This is a genomic window from Sedimentibacter sp., assembly GCF_038562225.1.
Taxonomy (GTDB): Bacteria; Bacillota; Clostridia; order Tissierellales; family Sedimentibacteraceae; genus Sedimentibacter.
The window spans coordinates 1108310-1130365 of record NZ_JBCFAS010000001.1; the positions used below are offsets into that span (position 1 = coordinate 1108310).

At 40.5% G+C, this 22056-nt stretch carries 26 protein-coding genes; 9 read left to right on the forward strand and 17 right to left on the reverse strand.

Annotated elements, in window-relative coordinates; genetic code table 11:
* The first annotated feature begins 187 nt into the window (after window positions 1-187).
* From yedE to AAGU76_RS05225, 3 genes are read left to right on the forward strand one after another with little or no spacing between them, the layout of a single operon-like run.
* Window positions 188-1288 carry a YedE family putative selenium transporter gene (yedE, locus tag AAGU76_RS05215; protein ID WP_342484382.1) on the forward strand — a complete coding sequence of 367 codons (1101 nt, stop codon included), beginning with the start codon at window positions 188-190 and terminating at the stop codon, window positions 1286-1288.
* A gap of 9 nt (window positions 1289-1297) precedes the next feature.
* Window positions 1298-1501, forward strand: a complete 204-nt coding sequence (locus AAGU76_RS05220; RefSeq protein ID WP_342484383.1) for a sulfurtransferase TusA family protein — start codon at window positions 1298-1300, stop codon at window positions 1499-1501.
* Entirely contained in the window at window positions 1498-1743 is a 246-nt protein-coding gene (locus AAGU76_RS05225; protein WP_342484384.1) for a DUF3343 domain-containing protein, read from the forward strand. The genes AAGU76_RS05220 and AAGU76_RS05225 overlap by 4 nt, the downstream gene beginning before the upstream one ends.
* Before the next feature lie 26 nt (window positions 1744-1769).
* Here the strand turns inward: AAGU76_RS05225 and AAGU76_RS05230 are convergent, their stop codons facing one another.
* On the reverse strand, window positions 1770-2555 hold the full coding sequence (locus AAGU76_RS05230; RefSeq protein WP_342484385.1) for an EcsC family protein: 786 nt from the start codon (window positions 2553-2555) through the stop codon (window positions 1770-1772).
* 34 nt (window positions 2556-2589) lie between these two features.
* A complete protein-coding gene (locus tag AAGU76_RS05235) occupies window positions 2590-2955 on the reverse strand; it encodes a VOC family protein (protein ID WP_342484386.1) in 366 nt (121 codons plus the stop codon).
* A 161-nt stretch (window positions 2956-3116) separates the two neighbouring features.
* Between AAGU76_RS05235 and AAGU76_RS05240 the strand changes: the two genes are divergently transcribed.
* Window positions 3117-3749 (forward strand): SIMPL domain-containing protein, encoded by a 633-nt coding sequence (locus tag AAGU76_RS05240; protein ID WP_342484387.1) that lies wholly within the window; start codon window positions 3117-3119, stop codon window positions 3747-3749.
* Window positions 3750-4003: 254 nt separating this feature from the next.
* On the opposite strand, the gene AAGU76_RS05245 is transcribed toward AAGU76_RS05240, so the two are convergent.
* From AAGU76_RS05245 to AAGU76_RS05260, 4 genes are read right to left on the reverse strand one after another with little or no spacing between them, the layout of a single operon-like run.
* The gene (locus AAGU76_RS05245; RefSeq protein WP_342484388.1) at window positions 4004-4468 is read right to left on the reverse strand and encodes an ASCH domain-containing protein; all 465 of its coding nucleotides are present in this window, start codon (window positions 4466-4468) and stop codon (window positions 4004-4006) included.
* Entirely contained in the window at window positions 4465-5058 is a 594-nt protein-coding gene (locus AAGU76_RS05250) for a DUF3841 domain-containing protein (protein WP_342484389.1), read from the reverse strand. The genes AAGU76_RS05245 and AAGU76_RS05250 overlap by 4 nt, the downstream gene beginning before the upstream one ends.
* Window positions 5059-5073: 15 nt before the next feature.
* Window positions 5074-6375 (reverse strand): amidohydrolase, encoded by a 1302-nt coding sequence (locus tag AAGU76_RS05255; protein WP_342484390.1) that lies wholly within the window; start codon window positions 6373-6375, stop codon window positions 5074-5076.
* A gap of 20 nt (window positions 6376-6395) precedes the next feature.
* On the reverse strand, window positions 6396-8093 hold the full coding sequence (locus AAGU76_RS05260; protein WP_342484391.1) for an S-layer homology domain-containing protein: 1698 nt from the start codon (window positions 8091-8093) through the stop codon (window positions 6396-6398).
* A 141-nt stretch (window positions 8094-8234) separates the two neighbouring features.
* Here AAGU76_RS05260 and AAGU76_RS05265 point away from each other — a divergent pair, with 141 nt between their 5' ends.
* Entirely contained in the window at window positions 8235-9365 is a 1131-nt protein-coding gene (locus AAGU76_RS05265; protein ID WP_342484392.1) for a zinc-dependent alcohol dehydrogenase, read from the forward strand.
* A 27-nt stretch (window positions 9366-9392) separates the two neighbouring features.
* Here the strand turns inward: AAGU76_RS05265 and AAGU76_RS05270 are convergent, their stop codons facing one another.
* The gene (locus AAGU76_RS05270; protein ID WP_342484393.1) at window positions 9393-10391 is read right to left on the reverse strand and encodes a nucleoid-associated protein; all 999 of its coding nucleotides are present in this window, start codon (window positions 10389-10391) and stop codon (window positions 9393-9395) included.
* A gap of 61 nt (window positions 10392-10452) precedes the next feature.
* The gene (locus AAGU76_RS05275; protein WP_342484394.1) at window positions 10453-11814 is read right to left on the reverse strand and encodes a glycosyl hydrolase family 18 protein; all 1362 of its coding nucleotides are present in this window, start codon (window positions 11812-11814) and stop codon (window positions 10453-10455) included.
* 136 nt (window positions 11815-11950) lie between these two features.
* On the opposite strand from AAGU76_RS05275, the gene AAGU76_RS05280 reads away from it, so the two are divergent.
* Together AAGU76_RS05280 and AAGU76_RS05285 are read left to right on the forward strand one after the other, a co-directional pair.
* Entirely contained in the window at window positions 11951-12928 is a 978-nt protein-coding gene (locus AAGU76_RS05280; RefSeq protein WP_342484395.1) for a biotin--[acetyl-CoA-carboxylase] ligase, read from the forward strand.
* Between the two features lie 11 nt (window positions 12929-12939).
* The gene (locus AAGU76_RS05285) at window positions 12940-13482 is read left to right on the forward strand and encodes a biotin transporter BioY (protein ID WP_342484396.1); all 543 of its coding nucleotides are present in this window, start codon (window positions 12940-12942) and stop codon (window positions 13480-13482) included.
* Between the two features lie 58 nt (window positions 13483-13540).
* On the opposite strand, the gene AAGU76_RS05290 is transcribed toward AAGU76_RS05285, so the two are convergent.
* Entirely contained in the window at window positions 13541-13753 is a 213-nt protein-coding gene (locus AAGU76_RS05290) for a DUF1653 domain-containing protein (protein ID WP_342484397.1), read from the reverse strand.
* Window positions 13754-13954: 201 nt separating this feature from the next.
* On the opposite strand from AAGU76_RS05290, the gene AAGU76_RS05295 reads away from it, so the two are divergent.
* Entirely contained in the window at window positions 13955-14401 is a 447-nt protein-coding gene (locus AAGU76_RS05295; RefSeq protein WP_342484398.1) for a MarR family transcriptional regulator, read from the forward strand.
* Window positions 14401-15756 carry an MATE family efflux transporter gene (locus AAGU76_RS05300; protein ID WP_342484399.1) on the forward strand — a complete coding sequence of 452 codons (1356 nt, stop codon included), beginning with the start codon at window positions 14401-14403 and terminating at the stop codon, window positions 15754-15756. Before AAGU76_RS05295 ends, AAGU76_RS05300 begins: the two co-directional genes overlap by 1 nt.
* Window positions 15757-15924: 168 nt before the next feature.
* Here AAGU76_RS05300 and AAGU76_RS05305 read toward each other — a convergent pair whose 3' ends face one another.
* The 8 genes from AAGU76_RS05305 to AAGU76_RS05340 form a co-directional block, all read right to left on the reverse strand.
* Window positions 15925-16392, reverse strand: a complete 468-nt coding sequence (locus AAGU76_RS05305; RefSeq protein WP_342484400.1) for a hypothetical protein — start codon at window positions 16390-16392, stop codon at window positions 15925-15927.
* 213 nt (window positions 16393-16605) lie between these two features.
* Entirely contained in the window at window positions 16606-16974 is a 369-nt protein-coding gene (locus AAGU76_RS05310) for an ACT domain-containing protein (protein ID WP_342484401.1), read from the reverse strand.
* 501 nt (window positions 16975-17475) lie between these two features.
* Window positions 17476-17943, reverse strand: coding sequence for a retropepsin-like aspartic protease (locus AAGU76_RS05315; RefSeq protein ID WP_342484402.1), 468 nt, complete (start codon window positions 17941-17943; stop codon window positions 17476-17478).
* Window positions 17944-18205: 262 nt separating this feature from the next.
* The gene (locus AAGU76_RS05320) at window positions 18206-18943 is read right to left on the reverse strand and encodes a hypothetical protein (protein ID WP_342484403.1); all 738 of its coding nucleotides are present in this window, start codon (window positions 18941-18943) and stop codon (window positions 18206-18208) included.
* Window positions 18944-19097: 154 nt separating this feature from the next.
* Entirely contained in the window at window positions 19098-19652 is a 555-nt protein-coding gene (locus AAGU76_RS05325; protein ID WP_342484404.1) for a GNAT family N-acetyltransferase, read from the reverse strand.
* Between the two features lie 63 nt (window positions 19653-19715).
* Window positions 19716-20261, reverse strand: a complete 546-nt coding sequence (locus tag AAGU76_RS05330; protein ID WP_342484405.1) for a GNAT family N-acetyltransferase — start codon at window positions 20259-20261, stop codon at window positions 19716-19718.
* Between the two features lie 60 nt (window positions 20262-20321).
* Window positions 20322-21056 (reverse strand): MBL fold metallo-hydrolase, encoded by a 735-nt coding sequence (locus AAGU76_RS05335; RefSeq protein WP_342484406.1) that lies wholly within the window; start codon window positions 21054-21056, stop codon window positions 20322-20324.
* A 325-nt stretch (window positions 21057-21381) separates the two neighbouring features.
* A complete protein-coding gene (locus AAGU76_RS05340; RefSeq protein ID WP_342484407.1) occupies window positions 21382-21954 on the reverse strand; it encodes an acetylglutamate kinase in 573 nt (190 codons plus the stop codon).
* Window positions 21955-22056 lie beyond the last annotated feature (102 nt).

A 22056-nucleotide genomic window follows, 5' to 3' on the forward strand; every position in this document is an offset into this window, starting at 1 on the left:
TTTAATTTGTTTTACATTTTCCTGTTTTTATTATAATTATAGCACACCATTCATGTTTTATCATCCATAATTGTTGTATAAATTGTTCTTATGGCTTGGTCATTGTTTGAAACTTTATTTCATTTTACTTCCAAAAGATTGTGAAATATAATACATATGTTGGCATTACTTATATTAGGAGGAATAAATGGAAAAAGAAGACATGGATTTAAGAGAAAAGGTACCTTTTTTTGAAAGCAAAAAAGGTATTATTTTTGCAGGCAGCGTGGTGGGAATCATTGCCGTAGTGCTGGTTGCGCTGGGAAACCCTAAAAACATGGGATTTTGCATCGCATGCTTCGAAAGAGACATTGCAGGTGCCTTAGGACTTCACAGAGCTGAGGTTGTGCAATACATCAGACCTGAAATAATAGGTCTCATACTGGGGGCTTTTATCAGCGCAGCTGCAGGCAGGGAGTTTCAGTCAAAGGGAGGTTCATCGCCCATCACCAGATTCTTCATGGGAATGGCTGTAATGATCGGTGCTCTTATGTTTTTGGGATGCCCATTGCGAATGGTATTGAGAATAGGCGGCGGAGACCTTAATGCAGTTGTTGGACTGGCCGGTTTTGCTGCAGGTATTTCAATCGGAATCATATTTTTAAACAAGGGTTTCACCCTGAAAAGAAACTACAGGACATCAAACTTTGACGGATACGTTATGCCGGCATTTGCAGCCGGTCTTTTGATTCTTTTACTTGCGGCTCCGGCATTCATATTCTTCAGCAAGGAAGGACCGGGGAGCCAGTATGCGCCAATGTACATTTCTCTTGCTGCAGGTCTTATTGTAGGAATTTTGGCCCAGAAAACAAGACTTTGCATGGTTGGAGGCATGAGGGACAAAATAATGTTCAATCAGGATTTCCTGCTGCTGGGATTCATAGCCATAATAGTCGTAACGGCTTTAGGCAATATGGCATTGGGAAGCTTCAAGTTTGGATTTGCGCAGCAGCCCATCGCCCACACCGACGGAGTGTGGAACTTCCTGGGAATGCTGCTGGTGGGCTGGGGCAGCGTATTGCTTGGAGGATGCCCCTTAAGACAGCTGATACTTTCAGGCGAAGGAAACTCTGACTCTGCCGTGGCAGTGATGGGTATGATTTCAGGAGCTGCCGTTGCTCACAACTTCTCCCTTGCTTCCAGCGCCAAGGGACCTTCCGCAAACGGACAGGTTGCAGTTGTTATCTGCCTTATACTGCTTCTGGTATGCTCGGTGGCAAATTCAGACATGATCAAAAAAAATAATTAGGGGTGGCTTATGAAAATAGATACATGCGGAACGTCATGTCCGCAGCCTGTTTTAATGACTAAAAAGGCTCTGGACTCAAACCCGGATTCCATTGAAGTCCTGGTTGACAACAACACTTCAAAAACAAACGTTAAAAAATTTCTTACAAGCCGTGGGTATTCTGTAGAGGCAGATGAGCATGGCGACGTAATGTCAGTGAAAGGAAAGAAATGAAATACACCATCGTATTTTTCACCCATTCCGGAGCCATAAAGTTTGAAAAGAAAATGCAGAAATTAAGCATAGGCTGCACACTTCAGCCGGTTCCCAGAAAACTCAGTTCCAGCTGCGGCGTGTGTGCCAGGATCGAATACGGCGGAAAAATCGAAGATTTGATTGAACCTGAAATTGAAAGCATCTACAGGGATGTTTCAAAGGCCGAATTCCATTTGCTGTTCGATGTCCACAGCGCATAAAAAAATAAAGCAAGGTACGCCTTGCTTTATTTTTTGTTGTTAAGATATCTTTTCTTGTACTTGATAGAACTGTACTTACTTATCCTGCTGACTATTTTGTAATTGGTGAAGCTCCCCACAGCTCCCACAACAGGTATTCCCTGAACGAATTTTGAAGCCAGCATGGAGTCCGACAGTATTTTTGATGCCTGGGTTATTTCATCATCCAGATTAAGACCCACTAGAACGTGGCTGTCAATCCTGGTAGAAATTTCATCAACCCTGCTGTTTAGTATCTTCTGCTCTTCGTCTTTGGAAAGAGCAGCGCATATTAAATTAAGTATGTATATCTTTTCATCGTCCAGCTCATAGACAAAACCGTAGCTTAAGGATATTTCATAAATCGTCTTCAGTATGACCGCAGTGAAAAGTGGTATATCCGGAAGCCCCATGCCCAGGAGACCCAGGCCTGCTCCTTCTATTGCCGAAATCGAAGCGTTTATAAACTTGCTTTGCAGTGCATGGTTGTCAATTTTCTTTAAGTTCCTCCTGCTGGCTGTCCTGTCAATTTTACAATCGTTCACGTTGTAGTTAAACTGTATTTTTTCCTTGTTGTACAGCTTCTCAATATACTTTGTTCCGTTGCTGAAAACGAGTCTGAATGATTTGTCAAAAGCGGCATCCATAGCTTTTCTCACATTTTCCGGTACCTTGGATTCAACTTTTTCCATGATGGGCTCAAGTTTTTCATCAATTAAGCTTTTTTTGGCATTCAATATTTTCTGTTCTTTTTTTTCAAGCTTGTGTAAATGCTCTATTATTATCTTTTTCATCCTTCAACCTGACTATCGATGAACGCGGCCATCATTAATCCATTTGTTCAGCAAACTGCACCTTTACGCCGTTTGGGTCAAGGATGATGAAGTATCTCAGGTGCGAATTGGGCTGCATCGGACCGGTTTTTATTTCTATTTCATTTTCCCTTACAATTTTTTGTGCTTCATCAAGGGATTCGACCTTGAAACCCAGCGTCACCGCACTACCCGGTTCTATATCCTTAAACTTTTCGCTGAATATGAGCTCCAGTTTTGTTTCGCCTTCGCCCAAAAAGCATATTTCCATTCCAGGACCCGCATTGAACCTGTCGGCAAGTTTAAGTCCAACAACCTCCTGGTAAAACTTCAATGATTCTTCCATGTCCTTTACAAGAATCGTTGTCCACAAGAATTTCATAGTTTCCTCCTCATCGTTTTAGCTTCCGGGGGAAAATCTCCCACCAGGCCTAAATAGTCTTCCCGATAATTATAACATTATTTCTCCCGAGATGACAATGCAAGTTAAATAAATTATGTTTCTGAATATACTTTAATAAAATAGAGAAAGGCGGTTTTTATATGACAAGATCTTACATGGATAACAGCCCCCGGAACAGGACAATGACCTTTTCAGGCAAAGGCCAGGTATACGCTGCTCCTGACACAGCCGTAATACGCCTGGGCACACAGACAACCGGTAGCAACCTGGTTGAAATACAATCTGCCAATGCCACAATCATGCAGACAATAATTCAGGTACTGCAGAGGATGGGTGTCACCAACGTCAAAACATACCAGTATTCCATTGACAAACTCTACGATTATGAAAACGGGAGACAGATAGACAGAGGATATTCCGTAAGAAACATAGTGGAAATCAGAACTAGCAACATGGACATGGCAGGAAACATCATCGACGCTTCTGTGAATGCAGGTGCCAATGTAGTGGAGCTCATTGCCTTCGAAGCTTCAAACATGGAAATGTACTACCAGCAGGCGCTGAACCTGGCCGTACTGAACGCAATGCAAAAGGCAAGCTCCGTAGCCATGAACCTGCGTCTTGGTTCGGAACCGGAAATAGTTAAGATTACCGAGAACAGCCCATTTCCTGTGCAGCCCTATCAAAGGGAAGCATTGTTCGCTGCCCCTACACCAATTATTCCAGGAGAACTGCTGGTTGAGGCCTATGTGACTGCTGAATTCATTTTCTGAATTGTGTAATAACTCAATAACAAAGAAAGAGGATAAACATAGTCATCCTCTTTCTTCCCCTCTTTTTTAATTATATAATTGCCTTGAAATATGCATGCTAACACTCATTGAGCACGTTTAACATTATATCACAAGATTTAATATATTAAATACAATTGTAAAAATTGATATGCATTTTTGTAATAACTAACATATTGTTAATATAATTTTTTTGATTTCTGAGGTGAGTGCCCCCAAAAATGTACCTGATTTAATTATTTGTGCACAACTTCAAACTTTTCACAAACAACCAGCATGTCTTCGTCAGCACCTTTTCCAATTTCCTTCATCTCTCTTGAAAAATAATCCCAGTGACAATTTCTCCAGTACTTAAGCGACTTGTCACCTTCTCCCTCCACCGATGCGAACTCTTCTGTAACATCCTTAAAAGGAACTATCTGTACGTCGGTTGTTTTTATTATGCAGCGTGCATTGCCCTTCCAGTCTGTTATTACGCTGTGGTTTCCGGTTTTTGGGGGCTGTTCGTTTTCAAATTCATAGGAAGCATAAAGAGATGCCGTTGCTTTTTTAGTGCCGTTCAACACCAATTCTGCAAGCTCATCGGCATCTTTTTCATTGTCGCAGAAATGCCATGCGCTGTATGTAAGATCCATATCCGCTCCCGTTGCCAATGAGGCGGTATATTCGCTCCACATGCTTAAAACTGAATCATTGTTCATATTGCTGTATCCTCTCTTAAAATCTGCTTTATCATTTCAGGCCTAATTTCCCAGATGTTTGCCTGAATCCTGAAAATGTCCCAATTGTCGATTTCGAAAACCCTGTTCCAGCTGTCCATAACCCTTTTTCTTTCCTGCGGAAAAAAATGTGCGGTTTTTTCGTCAATGAAAGAAAATGTGTTCTTGTATCCCTTATTTTTCATTTCCAGGGCGTAATCATCTGCATCCTTTTCATTCTTGGGAACGTAGTGGTGGTTCAGCACGTAGTCCCATTTTAATCCGTCAAAATAAATTATCTCTGAACTGTCCACTTCAAGCTCATAGACTATTTGTCCGTCTGTGGGACGAAGCATGTATTCCCTGCTTACGGAGCACCAGATTGGAAACTCCACGCCTTGCGGCTTCGGAACCCTCTTGTCTGCTGCATCCACAAACCATTTGTACAGATAGATTATGTGGTCTGCAATCAAATCAAACTTTTCCTCCAGATGAAACCTGGTGATGCGGATAACTCCGTTTTTCTGAAGCTCATCCAGGCTGCGGGCATCCTGCCTGGTCCAAAGAGTAACTTTCTTTTCATCCCTATCCATTGACAATTCCTCCGTTTAATAGCTTATCTTGCTTTTTCCCGTTCCCCTTTTAAGAATCCTATTTTTTATGTCTCCGACATTTTGAAGCACACCTTTCACATCGCCCTTCAGCCTTCCGTCATACTTTAAAAACTCTCCCTGCACCATGGTGTGCACTATGTTGTTTGCATCCGAACTGTAAATTATGGATGAAAGAGGATCGTATACCGGAAATGTGTTAGGCTTTTGAAGGTCCCACACCAGAAGGTCAGCCTGGCAGCCTTCCTTTATTCTGCCTGTTTCAAATTTCAACGCCCTGTGTCCGTTCATGAGGCTCTGCCATATTTCGGAGGCTTTAAATCCTTCGGCATCTCCTGTGATGTTCTTTCCGTTCAATGCAAAGATCCTTGATTGCTCCAGGGGACTCAGCGTGTTTGAGCTTGCAGCACCGTCTGTTCCAAAGGAGTAGTTAATGCTGTCCTTAAGCTCGTAAATGTTTCCGTTTCCCATAGCCAGCTTCATGTATGTCTTGGGACAAAACGCAAAGTATGCATTGTCGTTTATGAACTTCAAATCCTCTTTTGAGGTCCATAAACCATGGGCAATGATAGCATCAGTATCAAAACCTCCGCATTCGTAAAGCACTTCCACGGGAGTTTTACCTGTGAGCTTCAGGCTGTCCTCTACCTGCTGTCTGGTTTCTGACACGTGAATGTGAATCCCAACCCCAAGATTTTTTGCTGCATTTACTATTTCCTTCAGCTTCTGCCCGGGACAGGTATAAGGAGCATGAGGCCCGAGGCGGAGTTTAGTTCTCGAATTTTTCCCATTGTTTTTCAGGATGAAATCCTCTGCGCTCTTAAGCTGTTCGCGGTAGTCTTCAGCCAGTCCGAATATTGTGGGAGCTATGTCAGCACGGATGCCGGTGTCTTCCACAGCCCGGTACACCGCTTCCTGTGCGAAGTAATGGTCCGCAAAGGCCGTGACTCCGTTATTGATCATCTCAAGTGAAGCAAGAACCGTTCCGAAGTAAACATCGTCTTTTTCAAGCTTGCTTTCGTATGGAAATATTTTTTCGTTGAACCATCTGTCTATGGAAACATCCTCTGCTATTCCCTTAAGAATGTTCATGGGCGAATGGGCATGAAGATTAACGAACGATGGGGTTATGAACAGTCCGCTGCAGTCTGTGTGGATGCAGTCCTCAACAGATGCTGACTCCTCATGAGTTAAAAGCTGTTCTATTTTTCCGCCGGAGACCAGAATATCCAGTCCTTCAATAACATTGCCCTTCTCATCTATAACAGTTCCGTTTTTTAGTAAAATTTTTTCCGACATCATTCCACCTCTATAATAAATTATCTTGAACTATTCACATATACCACGCCAAGTCTTGTCACATAGGATAAGGACCTGCTGCCGCTAATGTTGTCCAGGACGCTGGTCAGTGTCCTTTTAAGGTTTGCCATGGTGTAATCGCTGCTTGTTCTGAATGTAACCGAACCGTTTTTCTTTATGTTTTCAACAAGATAGCTGTAGACATTTTCCTTTTCAACGTATTTTCCCGCATATCTGTAGAACTCGTAGTTCTGGTCCGTGCCTCTCTCTAGTTTTCCCAGCAAATCATCGGTTATGTAGTAGCTGTCCTCGTAAAGATATAAGTCAGCTATGTGCATGGGAAGGTTCAGTGCAGAGTTAGGCATTTGTGTCTTGTCGTTGTTGGTTACATCCACATCGTACCACTTGCCGGATATGTATACCCTGTTCCAGGCATGCCCTATATCGTCAAGCTTTCCAGTAACGACTATTGATGTTATCTGCGCCTGGTCGCACAAAAGCTTAAATGCTTCAGCATACCCTTCGCACACGGCAATTCCTTTTATAAGCGCACCATATGCATTGAAGGAATCCCTGTGCTCTTCTTCCACGTAGCCGTACTTCAACAGCTGCTGAGCCGCATCGTTATCGTACTCCACATTGTCGCACAGGTAGTTGTTAATGGCAATTTCCCTTTCAATGTATGTCATCCCGGGTTTTATTATTTCTTTAATAATTTCCGAGACCTTTTCCTTAACCGCATCCTGAAGGGCCATTTGATAATTGGTGTCATAAGTGTAATTTACGCTCAGCATGCCGTCGCTTCGGTAAACGAATGATTCTATTCCGAAAATCAGTGGATTTTGAGTGTTTGCTGAAAGTATATAATCCTTAAGAGCATCAACTATTTCTGTTCTTGATAAACCGTCGCCGAATATGTCAAGCTCCTTCATGTCTATGTTTTTGTTTCCCTTCATCATTTCGGAAGCAAGATACCTCCCTGCAGCTGAAAATGAAGTTACCGTTGATCCTTCCGTGCTGTAAATATTAACTCTGCTTTTTTCATCCAAAAGTATTCTTGTGAGTCTTTTGTTTTCAAATGCAGCCCTGCTCACTATTGCACTCACTTCTGCCCTTGTAATGCTTTCATCAGGATTGAATGTTCCGTACGCGTCATTTCCCATCACTATTCCTGCATTGTAAAGTGCAAGAATTTCTTTTTTGTACTCTTCACTGCCGTCCACGTCGGGAATGTTTGCAACGCTGTTAATCTGAGGCAGCCCTTCATCACCCAGTGCATTGAAGAACAGGTATGCAAGTTCAGCCCTTGTGGCGTTTTTTTCCAAATCGGGAAATTCTCCCTGCTTCATTAGACCGTTTGAAACGGCATACTCCTCATACACCCTGTACCATGGTTCGTCTGAGTTATGTTCAAATGTTTCATTGCTGCCGTTGTATATGCTGTGAATCCTTGACACAAGCGCTGCCGCCTCTGCAAGAGTAATCCTGCCGTAAGGGTCAAATGTGCTGTATGTCTTACCCTTCAGCAGCCCTGCCTTGCTGGCACTTTCCACGTCTCCCCAAAACCAATCATCTGTGCTGATGTCCGTGAAATTATTCAAATATTCTTCAACCTTGATGAAGTTTGCATAATCACCTGCATATGCTTTCGGCGCTGCCGAAGCCAAAATCAGTGTTGCTGCAAGCAACGATCCGGCAAATCTCTTGAGTATGGTCATATTGTCTGTCCTTCCTGTCCAAATTAATCACAAAAATTATACCACATAATTCTTTTACAGGAAAGCTAATCCTTAACAATCTCCGATGCATATTAAAAACTGTCATGGCAAGACTAAAAAAAATATTTATTGGAGGAACAAATGAAAGCTATTGTGTACGACGGCATTCAGGACGTAAAAGTTAAAAGCGTCAGGGATCCGTCCATAGAGAAGAGCGATGATATAGTAATAAAGGTCACTTCAACTGCCATATGCGGCTCGGACCTTCACCTTGTGCACGGCATGATACCCAACATGCCCAAAGGATTTGTGCTGGGACATGAAACAATGGGTATTGTGCTGGATATGGGAAGCGATGTTCACAAGGTTAAAAAGGGAGACCGGGTCATAGTTCCCTTCCCTGTTTCCTGCGGTCACTGCTGGTACTGCGAACATGAACTTTACAGCCAGTGCGACAATTCAAACCCAAACGGCGAGAATGCAGGAATATTCGGCTACAGCAATACTTTCGGAGGTTATGACGGAGGCCAGGCCGAACTTTTAAGGGTTCCATATGCAAATGTGGGTCCTACGGTTGTTCCCGAAGAATTAACTGACGAGCAGGTGCTGTTTCTTACGGACATACTGCCAACCTCTTACTGGGGCGTGGACATAGGAGGGGTTAAGCCGGGTGACACCGTGGTGGTGCTTGGCTGCGGACCGGTTGGGCTTTTAGCTATAAAATGGGCAGCCTTCAAGGGTGCAAAGAGAATAATCGCTGTTGACAGAGTCGGCTACAGATTGAAGCACGCCTATGAAAACTACGGCGTAGAAACTTTAAATTTTGAAGAACATGACAACACGGGAGAGTACATCAAGGAAATAACCGGTGGAGGAGCAGATGTTGTGCTCGACTGCGTTGGTATGGACGGCAAGATGTCAACATTTGAGAAAATCGAGACTGCTCTGAAGCTTCAGGGAGGAAGCAAATCTGCCATAGAAATTGCAACCCAGGCAGTCAGAAAGGGGGGAACTGTGGTTCTGGTGGGAGTTTACGGCAGCAGGTACAATCTGTTTCCGCTGGGAGACTTCTTTTCCAGGAACATCACTCTCAAGATGGGCCAATGCCCGGCTCATGCTTATGTGGAGCCCATACTGAAGCTCATTAAGGAAAACAAATTTGATGCCAGGGACATAATAACCCACAAGCTGTCACTTGAACAGGGCACCCATGCCTACGAAATATTCGACAAGAAGGAAGACGGGTGCATCAAGGTTGTCCTGAAGCCATAAAAAATAAATAAACGCCTGTTCAGGCGTTTACTTGTCTATGATTGAATCGATGTTCTTCAGCACTATGGATATGGTTCCGTCAGGGTTGTTTATGAATTCAACCTTATCCTTGTTGCTGATGATTTCATAGGGAATGTTTATTTCGATTCCTTCGTCGGTTACAATCTTTTGTTTTGTTTTGATCTTGTTGGCATAATTGAAGTTCACCTTGACTTCCGGTTCCTTGATGCCCTTCATCTTTATTTCTTCCGTGTATGCCTTCTTGATTTCGTGGTCGTCAAATACCTGCTCGGAAATTTCCTCCACATTGAACTTAAGGGATTCCTCAACATTTTCCCGTATGATGTTCTTCACTCTGGTCTTCATCATAATGTCGTCGTCATAAAATTCCTTGATAATTTTGTCGGTCGTCTGGGTGATGATCTTCACCTTTTCCTTGTCAGGCTTTTCTTCTCTGCATTCAAGCAGGTGCTTTGAAATATAATAGCAGGGCTCGTTGTAAACCTGACATTTCTTTTCCTTTACAAATACTTCCATGGAGTTTGTATCCACAAATATGAACTCGTCAATTTTCTGTGACGCTGCCGGCAGCGCACAGGGCTGCTCTATGATTATGTTTTTTGTTCCTTCCTCCTGCTTTGTGAAATGTATGTATCCTTTCTTGTAGTTAAGCTTAAGGATGATCATGTAGTCCTTGTTGAACACGTTGGCCTGGACAAACAGCAGGTCGCAGGGCCTAACATCTGGATTTTCAGCAATAAGTTTGAAGAAAAATTCCGTAATGGCCCTGGAGAATTTCATAAAATCATCGGTATTGGCATACTCCTTAACAAGTCCCTTAAACAGTCCGACCTCGCTTATAAAGCGGGTTTTCTTCAGGTCCGCGTCGTTGTAGCACTTCAGTATGTGCTTTTCCGTATATTCCCGCATCTGGTCGTTGAAGCTCATAAGATTTTCTGATAGCACAGGCATTCCCAGGCTGGGATCAAGTATGTGCAGTATTGCTTTTGATATTGATACGCTCATTTTTTCCTCTTTTGCAGTGTAATTCAATTATTATACACCAAAAGAGCGAAATTTTCCACACTTAATTGCTGACAATTACTGTCCTGCTGCTGTCATGGTAATCGACGCTGTATCCAAAGGCCTTCATGACGGACCTAAGCGGTATGTATGTCCTGTCTTCCATGATGACTGCAGCCGTATCCTCCTGGCTTACCTGACCGTTTACCACCAGCTGCTTCTGACCTATGGGAATCCTGACTGTAGTATCACCTTTAACGGCAATGACAGTACGGGTAGTATTGTCGTATTCAACTGAAGCTCCAATGGTCTCAAGAGATTTTCTAAGCGGTATCATGGTGCGGTTATCGCTGTTGATGAACGGAATGCCAAGACCGTCATCAACTGAAAAATAGACTTCCCTTCCGCCTATTAAAACAGTGATGAAACTATCAAGTTCTTGTTTTGTATAGCCTTTCGTCTGTTCCAGAAGGCTGTCTATCATGGATACAATGCTGTAGGAATCATTTGTGTCTTCGTTCACATCGAACAGCATCACCCCTCCTGCTTTTCGCATGGCCAGCTTGGTCTTTTCCTTCAGCGTGTTCATGCCGTTGTAGTAGGAAGCAAGCGGCAGCGTGGGTGCGTAATCCGTAAATGCATAGCTTTCGTCCTTAGCCACAAGATGCCTGTACTGAAGCCAGCTGGGACGTGCATAAAGTGGCATTCCCAGCACGATGTCCTCCTTTTCCACTCCTCTGTTAAGCCAGTAGTCGATGGACGTTTCAGAAAACCAGTAAGGGCTGTGGTTGTCGTTGTTGATGTCGTAAGCCATTACATTTATGAAGCTGAAGCTGTCAAGGCATTCCTGGGTAATAAGCCCTGAAACTTCTGGTCCTGCCGTCTTTGACCAGGCTCCGTTCAATGCTGCCGTCAGCTCCTTCCCGTTTGCCCTCAGTGCTTGTGAAAGCTCCACTGCAAGCTTTTCATACATTTCTATGGTGTCCTTGTTGGGATGCTCCCAGTCAAGCTCCACACCGTCAAGATTGTACTTTTCGGCAAATTCGCACACACTGTCAACCAATTTCTTTCTGGTCTCATCAGAGGAAGCGGCTTCCCTGAAAACCGGCTCCAAAACCTTGCCTTCATAGGACCACCCTCCAAGGGCGGCAAACACCCTGGCTCCGTCCCCATGGGCCTTCTCTGTAAGCTTTTCAAGCTCTTCGGGATCTTTAAGCTCCTCCAGCGTTCCGTCCTGCTTAGGTATTAAAAATGCGTAGATCACATGGGTGAGCTTGTCTGTCTGAAGGTTTTCCAGCGGCTCGTTAAACAAGTCTCCCGAATAGTATCCTACAACCTTGAAATCTTCCTGTGGCAGCGTCTCTGCATAACAAAGCGTATTTGATGCCATTAGCGCAGCAATTAAAATCGTAATTATTTTTTTCATTTTATCCCCCTGTATTTATGTCAGTTTTTAATTTGACGAATATTTTTAAAAAAAGTTCCAAAACGCCGTTAACCTTTTTCGATATTTTGGTTGACAATGTTTCTTTGTTTGTGTATAATTCCATTGAGGTGGTAACATGTCAGTTAAAAGCGAAATACTTAATATTTTAGAAACGAACAAAGGTAAATCCATATCCGGACAGGAGCTGGCAGACATGCTCAGCGTATCGAGGACAGCTGTGTGGAAATCCATCAACATGCTGAAGCAGGAAGGCTACATAATAGACTCAGCCTCCAATAAAGGATACTCATTGTCTTCTGACTCGGACGTATTGTCGGAAGAAGCAATGAGGTTGTACCTTCGCAACGATTACAAAAGTATCCCCATATATGTTTACAAAACCCTTCCATCCACAAACACAAGGGCAAAGGAAGAAGCCATAAACAACGGTGTTCACGGAACGGTCATAGCATCTGAAGAGCAGACCGGCGGAAGAGGGCGGTTTGGCAGAGATTTCTTCTCACCGGCGGGAACCGGCATATACATGAGCATCATACTGAAGCCGAAGCTTGAAATATCAGACTCAGTTCTCATTACCACAGCAGCAGCAGTGGCAGTGTGCAGGGCTCTTGAAAAGTTCTCGGACAAAAAAGCACAGATAAAGTGGGTCAACGACATCTTCATGGACGGAAAAAAGGTCTGCGGCATATTGACGGAAGCAGTAACAGACTTTGAAAGCGGAACCGTTGAAAGCATAATTGCAGGAATCGGTATAAACGTAAAGACCAGGGAAGAGGATTTTCCTCATGAGCTGAAAGCAAAAGCCGCATCCGTTTTTTCAGGTGAAGAAGGCTTCGCCTTAAGAAACCGTCTTGCAGCCGAAATAATCAACAATATCCTGTCATGCTGCGAAAATCTCGACAAAAAGGAATTTCTGAGTGAATACAAAGACAGGTCGCTAATCCTGGGAAAACAAATAACATATACAAAAAACAACCATCTTCATGAAGCACAGGCAAAGGATATTGACTCGTCAGGCGGTCTGGTCATAGAAACTTCTGACGGCAGGACCGAGACTCTTCATTCCGGCGAAGTATCAATAAAATCATACTAAGGAGAAATGAAATGAAATTAAGCATAAGAGACATAACACAATCAGGAATTTTTACCGCACTGACTGCCATAGGAGCGTTTATAAGCATACCCATCGGACCTGTTCCCATAACACTGCAGTCATTTTTCGTAATTCTTTCGGGAATGATCCTGGGATCAAAGAAGGCACTTCTTTCCCAGATAGCCTACCTTCTGCTTGGCCTGGCAGGACTGCCCATATTTGCCGGATTCTCCGGAGGGGTGCAGACAGTTTTCAAACCCAGCTTCGGATTTTTGCTGGGATATTCCGTAGCTGCCTTCGTAGTCGGAAAAATCACAGAAAACAAGGAAAATACCGTTGTAATAAATGCTGCGGCAGCAACAGCCGGTACATTGATAATCTATGCCATGGGGCTTCCATACATGTACTACATTCTTAACATCATGCTGGCTAAAGGTTTAAGCATAGCAAAAGTCCTTCAGATAGGTATGCTTGTTTTCATTCCAGGCGATGTGCTGAAGGCTGTGATTGCCGCGGCCATGGGTAAAAAACTCCACGGAAGGCTTGGCCAATAGATTTAACAGCAAATACCGGCAGGATACTGCCGGTATTAATTTATTTTTCTCACTAAAGTTATTGATCTATTTCTTTGAAGCGTTCCACCAGTTTCCCGTCAACCTCGACCATTTCCTCAAACATGGCAGCAGGCCTTGCCCAAATTCCCATTTCGCCGTAAAGGGCCTGGTATATGACCAGCTCCTCCTCTGTTTCCGAATGTTTTGCTATGTAAAGCACCAGATAATCATTTCCTTTGTAGTGCCTGTATTTTTTCCCTGTCTTTATCATTTATTGAATTAAAGCAGCTTCGCTCTCCCTTTCTCATTATTCCTCCGGAAGCAAATGAAACGTACCAATTTCCATCGTTCTCTTCCAGTCAGTCCATACAATTATACCTCAGGATTCGGCCATTTTCAAGGGAACAAAAAACAATTGACTGACTGTTGTTACTTTCGTATAATGGTTGATATAGCAACTAAGGAGGAAAAGATGAAAACCAGCATCGGAAGACTGATTTCAAAACTTCACAGAAAATCACAGGTGTACATCAACTACGCCTTGAACGACTACAACATCACATCCGCGGAATATGCATTCCTGCTTTGTCTTTTCAAAAAAGACGGCAAGACTCAGGAAGAGCTTTCATCCTATCTAGACATTGACAAGTCCGCAACTGCCAGAGCAATAAAATCCCTTGAAGAAAAAGGCTATGTAATTAAAATGAAGGATGACATTGACAAACGGTTTAACCGTATTCACCTTACAGACCTGGCAAAACTGCATCAGGAAGATATCAGGAACAGGATTTTTCACTGGAGCGAATTTCTCATGGAGGATGTCACAGAAGAGGATGCGGCCGTTCTTTTCAGGGTACTGGAAAATATGGCAGGCAAAATAGACAAAACAAATCTAAAGAGCTTAGGAGACAATACATAATGGTTTACGCAAATCCTCTGGGAAGCGAAAAAATTTCAAAACTTCTCCTGAAGTTTTCGGTCCCTGCAATAGTCGGAATGATGGTCAACGCACTTTACAACATAGTTGACAGAATCTATATAGGAAACAGCCCTACGCTGGGTGCAAACGGAATCGCCGGAATAACCATAGGATTCCCCATAATGATAATACAGCTTTCGCTGGGTATCCTTTTCGGCGTGGGCGGAGCAACTCTTTTCTCCATGAAGCTTGGGGAAAAAAAGGAAGAGGATGCTGAGAACGCACTGGGAAATGCATTTACGGTCCTTGTGCTGGCAGGTGTTTTGTACATGACGCTGGGGCAGATATTTCTTTCAAAACTTATGACCCTATTCGGAGCAAGCCCCACAATACTTCCCTATTCCATGGAATACATGAGGGTAATTTTCTTCGGAGCCGTATTCCAGATAACCAGCATGGGAATGAACAATTTCATCAGGGCAGACGGCAACCCTAAGCTTGCCATGTACACCATGTTCCTGGGAGCCGGAACCAACATTGTGCTTGACCCGATTTTCATTTACGCCCTTGATATGGGAATGGCCGGTGCTGCGCTGGCAACCATACTTTCTCAGTTTTTTTCCTTTGTATGGGTAGTATCATATTTTCTGGGCAATAGGAGCCGCCACAAGCTGAGACTTAAAAACATGAAAGTCAAGCCAAGACTGATTTTTAAAATTACAACCCTGGGGCTGCCCGGATTTTCGCTGCAGCTGGCAAGCAGCCTTCTAAACGCTGTGTTGAACAGGAACCTTCTTCTTTACGGAGGAGACCTGGCAGTGTCCGGCATGGGCATTATAAACAGCCTTCAGACATTGTTCATCATGCCCATCATTGGTCTTAACCAGGGTGTGCAGCCAATAATAAGCTTCAATTTCGGAGCAAGAAAATTTGACAGGGTAAAAGAGGCAGCGAAGCTTGCAATCAAAGCCGCAACGATTACTGTCATACTTGGTTTTTCAATATCAAGATTATTTCCCGAGCAGCTCATATCGCTGTTCAACAGGGAGCCCGAACTGCTTAGCTTCGGAAAGACAGCTCTTCTGTCATGGTTTTTATGCATGCCGCTGGTAGGTTTCCAAGTCATAGGCGCCAACTTTTTTCAGGCCATAGGAAGAGCAAAGACGGCAATGTTCCTGACACTGTCCAGACAGCTGATATTTCTAATACCTGCAATCATTGTCTTCCCCAGACTGTGGGGCATAGAAGGACTGTTTTATGCGGCGCCCTTTGCAGACTTTATTTCTTTCATAACAACGGCTGCATTCTTCTACATGGGAATGAAAACCCTGGAGAAAAACTTCAAGGAAAGCTAGTTTACAATACTATTATCACATGCTAGCGCACTCCTTATAAGTGCAAATATGGTTTACAATCTTTAAAATATATTTACACAAAAATGCATGCATTTTTTATATAAATTGCATGCATTTTTCATGGCTTGGCTCCTTATTATGTAAATAATCTGTAATACAAAATCAAATTTAATTGCTTTTTCTCTTGAAATATCGATAGCTTAAAAAGCAGACTGGAATAAAGTAGAGACACCAAACCTCTAATACTGTTATACCTATCAAATCCCCACCTGCCATCTCGGCATTAAAGATCCCCAACACCGGAATCAAACTGGCAATGCTAAACATGCCATGAACGAGTAATAAAACTTTCAGTATTTTATCCTCTTTGTTTTCTGGAAAGATTGTAACACCAATAAAAAAAGTAGAAACAGAAAGCATACCATATCCAAAAAGATCATAATTAAAAAACAAACCAAATTTCTGATAATCAAGTAACTTTGTTGCCTCCTCTGTTAAAACACTTTGTACAAGCGTGGTAATTTGCGCATAGTACACAAGCATAACAAATACACCATAAATGGCAGCAAAGGCAATTCCGGAATATTTAGCAGCTTCCACCTCTTTACCCGAATAAGCAGCAAATGCTGATACCATTACAATGTACCCGCAAGACAGCAGTATACATATTGCATACGCTGCTGTCGACATATCGAACAGCATAAATATTGCAAACAGTATAGCGCTGATTAATGTTATACAAGAAGAAATCATTCCAATCCTACGATTCATTCCTTTTCCCTTTCTTAGTTAAATTCCTGTTTATCGGTATTATAAACAATTATTAGTCCGTAATTAACAAATTTAGGCCTATAACTTTATTACATAGCCATTTCGTTCAAGTATTTTAATTGATTTATCAAAGCTTTCCTCTTTGGTTAAAATGTAATCTGTATTATATGTTGACACTGCAAATATTCCAATCTTATTCTCTGCTAATAACGTTGATATTCTTGACAAAATACCTATAAGAGAAAAATCTAACACTCCTTGTATTCTAAAAGCTTTCCAACCATTTTCACATTCAATTGCATTTTGGGGTACCGAACTTGTGCTGCAAACTAATGATAACTCCTCATCTGTCTTACTTACAAAACAAAACTCATCTGAATAATTTACTTGTGATAAATCTTCTACTTTGCATATTGAAAAATCTTGATTTATTATTTTTAACTCCATTTCAAGTCCTCCTCACAAATTACTTATTTAAAAAACTATTAATATATCATATCATAACTGTTGAATTCTTAAATGACTAGAATTAATTATGGTAAATAATTAAGTTATTTTGTATCTTGTCAATAGTTATAACAAAATGATTAGATTTCAATAAATCCGAATTGATTGCAAGCCTTAAAGGATATTCAAATTCATCTAGAAATCCAATCTCATCATATTTCAACTTACTGCAATTGAACTTATACTCTTTATCTCCTAATTTTACTTCTATTTCATTATCTTCGCTGTTGTCAATATTTAAAAATGACCGAGTTGAGCCGGTATCTAAATATATAGTACTTTTTTCTCCATTTATTTCCCCCTGAAAGAACAACAAATCCTTTTCATTACTTAAATTTGAACTTATAAGTGGGATTACGGTATATCTATCAGTTTGTAGATTGCTATAATCTATGGCTTTGTTACCAACTGCTATCTTTTTATTATCATAATCTAAAGTTACTACTTTATTTTAAAATACTTGAGGCCAATTCCTCCATTATTTTTAAAAAATCCATACATTCTCCAATCAGTAAGTGATGATTGAACATTTGAATATTCATCATTAAATATAGTTAAATTTTTTATCAAGATAGCATTTCCTTCACCTCTGTAGGTGCCATCCGAATTTAACTCTGTAGTTTTTCCTGTTATTTCATAATCTATTTGTTCTTTAAGCGCCGTTGTTAAAAATAAAACTACTCCATTACCCGTATCAAATAATAATCTAACTTTTTTATCATTTATTTTTACAGGAATGAAAGGACATGGATCCAAAAGACCAATTGAGATATCATGAATTTGACTTTCATCATAATTAAAATCTTTTACCCAAATAATATCACTAATGTCTACTTTGGGATAAATTTGAATTAATACAATAATGATTATCATAATAGAAATATTCATAATAAAATACTTAAATTTCAAAAACATCCCTCCTTAGACAGCTAAACTTTATCTATATCAAACGCACCGATTAAAGCAGGTGAGACCTATATGCTATTCATGATAAATTAATCCCCTAATCCTAATCATCTTTTCCAAGACCAATAATAGAAATTATGACAAAGAAGTATTATCAAATATTAAAAGCCACCAAGATTGGAATTCTGGTCTGGTCAACTGCAAATTTTCCTCATACTCCACTCGTTCGCTCGCATGAAATATTCACCGCGCTGAAGGAGTGCTCCTAAAAATCAGTTTGCAACCCGCCCGCTTCATTGCAATCGATAAGCGGCTGACCATTCTTAAAGAATGTGATTGTTCTGTTATCGCTTGTTTTTATTTCCAATGAAATATATTTTTCCATGGTGTTAATCGTCTTTTGTATCATTTCCTTGATACTTCTGATGTCATTGGCGGAAGAATCGACGGTTATTATTATCCATAACGGACTGGAAGGAATATAATTTGAAATATCGTAGTCGACGGATAGCTTATATGCATCATTCAAATCTGTTGTTTCTTTACCAAACTTGCTGTAATTTAAAGTTTTTATCAGTATCTGATTTGCTTTCATAATATCTTGCAGTACGTTTGTCAGCTCAAGCGCATCCTGCTTTTCTTCTGAAACATCATAATTTTGTACCATATTATACTCTTTGGAATACTCGTTAAATGTCAGAAAGACATAGGAATCTATTTTTTTAGAAAATGCTCTGAATGTTTTTACATTATGTTCGGGTATTGTCTCATCTTTGCCATTATAAAAAGTTGTCCCGTCTAAAATCAATTGATGTGTATCGATTCGTTGGGGGATTATTTCTATATTTATCAATTCGACGTCTTTAACTCTATCTTTTGTTTTGGAATTCATATATGACTCAACGTCTTTTATTTCACCTGTGCCTTTATCGCCCTCTATCTCACAGCCTGCAGCAACAAATATCAAAATACTTAATAAAATTAAGATAACTATTTTTTTCATCCAACCACTCCTTTGATAAGCTGCCTGACAAAACTTATTTATCGAGATGATATATTAACGATTGGTTCGAAATTTAACACAATCACAAATTATTGAGGATATTTTTGTACGGACATTTAAGTTTCAATAGATAACTTGTCTATACTATTTTGAATTATAAATTATAGTCATCAATTGTCAATCCGTATAACGAAACATCACAAATTCCTGTATTGTTTATATCTGCCTTTATTCGTTTTCCTTCATATTTCATTCCACACTTCATCATCACCTTGCCTGAATTTGGATTGTTGGAATCGTGTCTTGCTTCTACACGTTTTACCTCTGCTTCTTCAAAAAAGAACCTGATAAGTGCGGTCAATGCTTCAGAAGTTATTCCTTTATTCCAGTATTTGCGGCCAATACAATATCCAATTTCTACAGTTTCAATACTCTCTTTTAAATTAACTACACCTATACTTCCAATTGCCTCATTATTTTCTTTTAATTCAATACACCACTGGTAATTTGCATTATTTTCATATTCGTTAACCCATATATTTAAAACTTTTTTAGAGACTTCTACGTCAGAATGAGTTGGCCAAGTTAAAAATTTTGTCACTTCATCATCATTTGCCCAATTACGATACATGTCATCTGCGTCATTCAAAGTGAATTTTCTTAGCACAAGCCTTTGTGTTTCAATGTTTTGCGTTCCTATATTTTTCATGTTCTTACTCCTTATCAGTTCCTACCCATTTTTTAATATTAAAATTCCAACATGTCATTATTATCATAACTCTTCTAAGCTAAACTCCAATTGACAATCATAAGGTTCTGCATCTTGTAACTTAGCATTGTATTGCAAAGCTTCTACACAGCCCATCTTTTTATAAAAAGCTTGTGATTCTTCAGATGAATGTGCAGAAATGTATAACTTTTGAGCACCCATATCCTTTGCAATTTTACTCATAATAGAAAACAATATTTTACCGATTCCTTTGCCGCGGCTTTCGTAAGATGTATGAATGCATGAAAGCTGCAAATATTCTGAATGAGAACCGAAAAATTCATTTTCTACAGAGGCAAATGCAACAAGAGCATTATTATCAAAAGCGCCAAAAACTTTACCACCTGTTTTTATGGTATTTTGAAGACATGTAATCAGATATTCGAATTCTTCTAAACCCCATTGTTCAATAAAAGCAATATCCTTCAATGTCCATTTACCATTTTCTTTACGCCAACATTTTCTTACATCTTGATAGCGATTGAAATTTTTAAATAAGTCTATATTTATTTCAGCTTTTTCCAATTCCTTATAGCATATTGATTGCAATATAAAATATCTCCTTAACAATTATATCTTTCATTTTCCCGTCCCATTAATGAATTAACTTTACTTGAAACTTTCTATAATTTCTTTCAAACTGCCCTTAACATCAGATTTGTAAAGCCCACCATGGTAGCAAATGATTTTTTCTATATCATAGTTTTGCAATTTCCGAATTGAGTCTTGTGCATCTTGCATATTCAAAACATACTGAGGCATTGCCATACACAGTTTTTCGCCTTCAACCACCAATGCATCTCCGGAAATAAGTACTTTTTCCTTTTCGATATATAAAGAGATATGTCCAGGCATATGTCCCTTCGTATCAATCACCTCAATACCACCACAAAAAGGAAGGATATCTCCAGTTTTTATCACAGTAACTTCATCCACTTTTTGAACAGAGGCAAGAAAGTTTTGAAACTGCTTTCCATATTCCTTTTCACTTTCCGGCAAAGTATCCTGAATCGCCTCGGCCTGCTGCAAACGTAACGATTTACGTTGCCCCGTAATATAGGGAGCTTCTTCTTTTGAACACAGAATTTCTACCGCCGGATATCGCTGTTTTATCTCTCGTAACGCCCCCATGTGATCGTGGTCATGATGTGTAATAATTATTTTCGTTAACTGATTTAGAGATAATTCAATTTTATGCATTGCATTTTCCAACTTTGGTACGGAATCAGGATAACCACAATCAATCATGATTAATTCGTTATCGTCTTTCAAAATTGTAGGATATATCATGATTTCTGTTTTATCTAAATGAAAAGTAATTGGCAGCATAAATATGTTGTTCAATTTATCAACTCCTGTTCTGATTATATAAAAAATTTGTATTTCGCTTTGTTTGATAATGACTGTCAATAAAGTTCGCAAAGTTTTAAACTATGAATTAATTCTATCATGAATTGTAAAATTTTCCAAATGCTAATTTATGCTTCAACAGAAATTAAATTCTAATTCTATTGCTGTGGCCCATGCCGGGCGTATTTAAAGAGTGCAAAACTATTATATTTTGCACTCAGAACCACTTGTAAATTTGTTATTTTAGATCAAAAGCAAATGCAACATCATCATACTTAACCTGAAAAAATCTGATATCGATGTCAGAGTCTTGGTTTGTTTATCTCATGGGATTCATGTCGAGCCTGAACTGTCTTATTATCCCGCCGCTCATCGTGTCAGCCATTTCAAGGGCTTGCTCCTCAATAGTATCGTAAAGTTCCACATCCTCCTTGTACTTGCCTAACAGGCGAAGAGTCGCCTCCTCCTCCACCAGCCTCAGGTGATGATGCAGCATATTCCTCCACTGGCTGTAGGACCAGTAGGGATTCAGGGACGCCAAAAGTGCCGCAATTTCATCGGCATTGGAGTACCATGCTATCCTGGCCTCATTGTAACCTTCGGCATCATTATTTTTCGCATGGTTCAAGAGATTGGCAGCAATCAAAAGGTGCTCACGCAGAAGCTGTTCGAAGCTGCCTGCAGCTTCTCCGTAAAATGGCTCAAGCACAAAGACAAAGTCAGACGGATTTCTTAAAAGCCTTGCCGTCACATATTCAAGGTCCGGCAAATCCGCAGCGGTGCTTACGATAAACGATCGTGTCCAAAGACCGTGCTGCTCCCAAAGTTTCCTGAATGCGTTGACCATATTGGACGGAGTAAAAAAATAGTAGCCTCTGTTCATATTATTCATATATTATATATCTTCCTTTCCGATAATATATTACATAATATTCAAGAGGCCTTATTTTGTCATTTCTGAATATCCTTCTGATAATATTTTCCCGATTCAAAT

Coding starts and splice junctions, on each gene's coding strand:
- AAGU76_RS05270 (WP_342484393.1), bottom strand. CDS start 10,391: ATGAGCGTATCAATATCAAAAGCAATACTGCACATACTTGATCCCAGC.
- AAGU76_RS05275 (WP_342484394.1), bottom strand. CDS start 11,814: ATGAAAAAAATAATTACGATTTTAATTGCTGCGCTAATGGCATCAAAT.
- AAGU76_RS05310 (WP_342484401.1), bottom strand. CDS start 16,974: ATGGAGTTAAAAATAATAAATCAAGATTTTTCAATATGCAAAGTAGAA.
- AAGU76_RS05280 (WP_342484395.1), top strand. CDS start 11,951: ATGTCAGTTAAAAGCGAAATACTTAATATTTTAGAAACGAACAAAGGT.
- AAGU76_RS05240 (WP_342484387.1), top strand. CDS start 3,117: ATGACAAGATCTTACATGGATAACAGCCCCCGGAACAGGACAATGACC.
- AAGU76_RS05325 (WP_342484404.1), bottom strand. CDS start 19,652: ATGAAAAATATAGGAACGCAAAACATTGAAACACAAAGGCTTGTGCTA.
- AAGU76_RS05220 (WP_342484383.1), top strand. CDS start 1,298: ATGAAAATAGATACATGCGGAACGTCATGTCCGCAGCCTGTTTTAATG.
- AAGU76_RS05250 (WP_342484389.1), bottom strand. CDS start 5,058: ATGGATAGGGATGAAAAGAAAGTTACTCTTTGGACCAGGCAGGATGCC.
- AAGU76_RS05285 (WP_342484396.1), top strand. CDS start 12,940: ATGAAATTAAGCATAAGAGACATAACACAATCAGGAATTTTTACCGCA.
- AAGU76_RS05295 (WP_342484398.1), top strand. CDS start 13,955: ATGAAAACCAGCATCGGAAGACTGATTTCAAAACTTCACAGAAAATCA.
- AAGU76_RS05260 (WP_342484391.1), bottom strand. CDS start 8,093: ATGACCATACTCAAGAGATTTGCCGGATCGTTGCTTGCAGCAACACTG.
- AAGU76_RS05245 (WP_342484388.1), bottom strand. CDS start 4,468: ATGAACAATGATTCAGTTTTAAGCATGTGGAGCGAATATACCGCCTCA.
- AAGU76_RS05255 (WP_342484390.1), bottom strand. CDS start 6,375: ATGTCGGAAAAAATTTTACTAAAAAACGGAACTGTTATAGATGAGAAG.
- AAGU76_RS05290 (WP_342484397.1), bottom strand. CDS start 13,753: ATGATAAAGACAGGGAAAAAATACAGGCACTACAAAGGAAATGATTAT.
- AAGU76_RS05340 (WP_342484407.1), bottom strand. CDS start 21,954: ATGAATAATATGAACAGAGGCTACTATTTTTTTACTCCGTCCAATATG.
- AAGU76_RS05300 (WP_342484399.1), top strand. CDS start 14,401: ATGGTTTACGCAAATCCTCTGGGAAGCGAAAAAATTTCAAAACTTCTC.
- AAGU76_RS05320 (WP_342484403.1), bottom strand. CDS start 18,943: ATGAAAAAAATAGTTATCTTAATTTTATTAAGTATTTTGATATTTGTT.
- AAGU76_RS05305 (WP_342484400.1), bottom strand. CDS start 16,392: ATGGTATCAGCATTTGCTGCTTATTCGGGTAAAGAGGTGGAAGCTGCT.
- AAGU76_RS05230 (WP_342484385.1), bottom strand. CDS start 2,555: ATGAAAAAGATAATAATAGAGCATTTACACAAGCTTGAAAAAAAAGAA.
- AAGU76_RS05235 (WP_342484386.1), bottom strand. CDS start 2,955: ATGAAATTCTTGTGGACAACGATTCTTGTAAAGGACATGGAAGAATCA.
- yedE (WP_342484382.1), top strand. CDS start 188: ATGGAAAAAGAAGACATGGATTTAAGAGAAAAGGTACCTTTTTTTGAA.
- AAGU76_RS05265 (WP_342484392.1), top strand. CDS start 8,235: ATGAAAGCTATTGTGTACGACGGCATTCAGGACGTAAAAGTTAAAAGC.
- AAGU76_RS05225 (WP_342484384.1), top strand. CDS start 1,498: ATGAAATACACCATCGTATTTTTCACCCATTCCGGAGCCATAAAGTTT.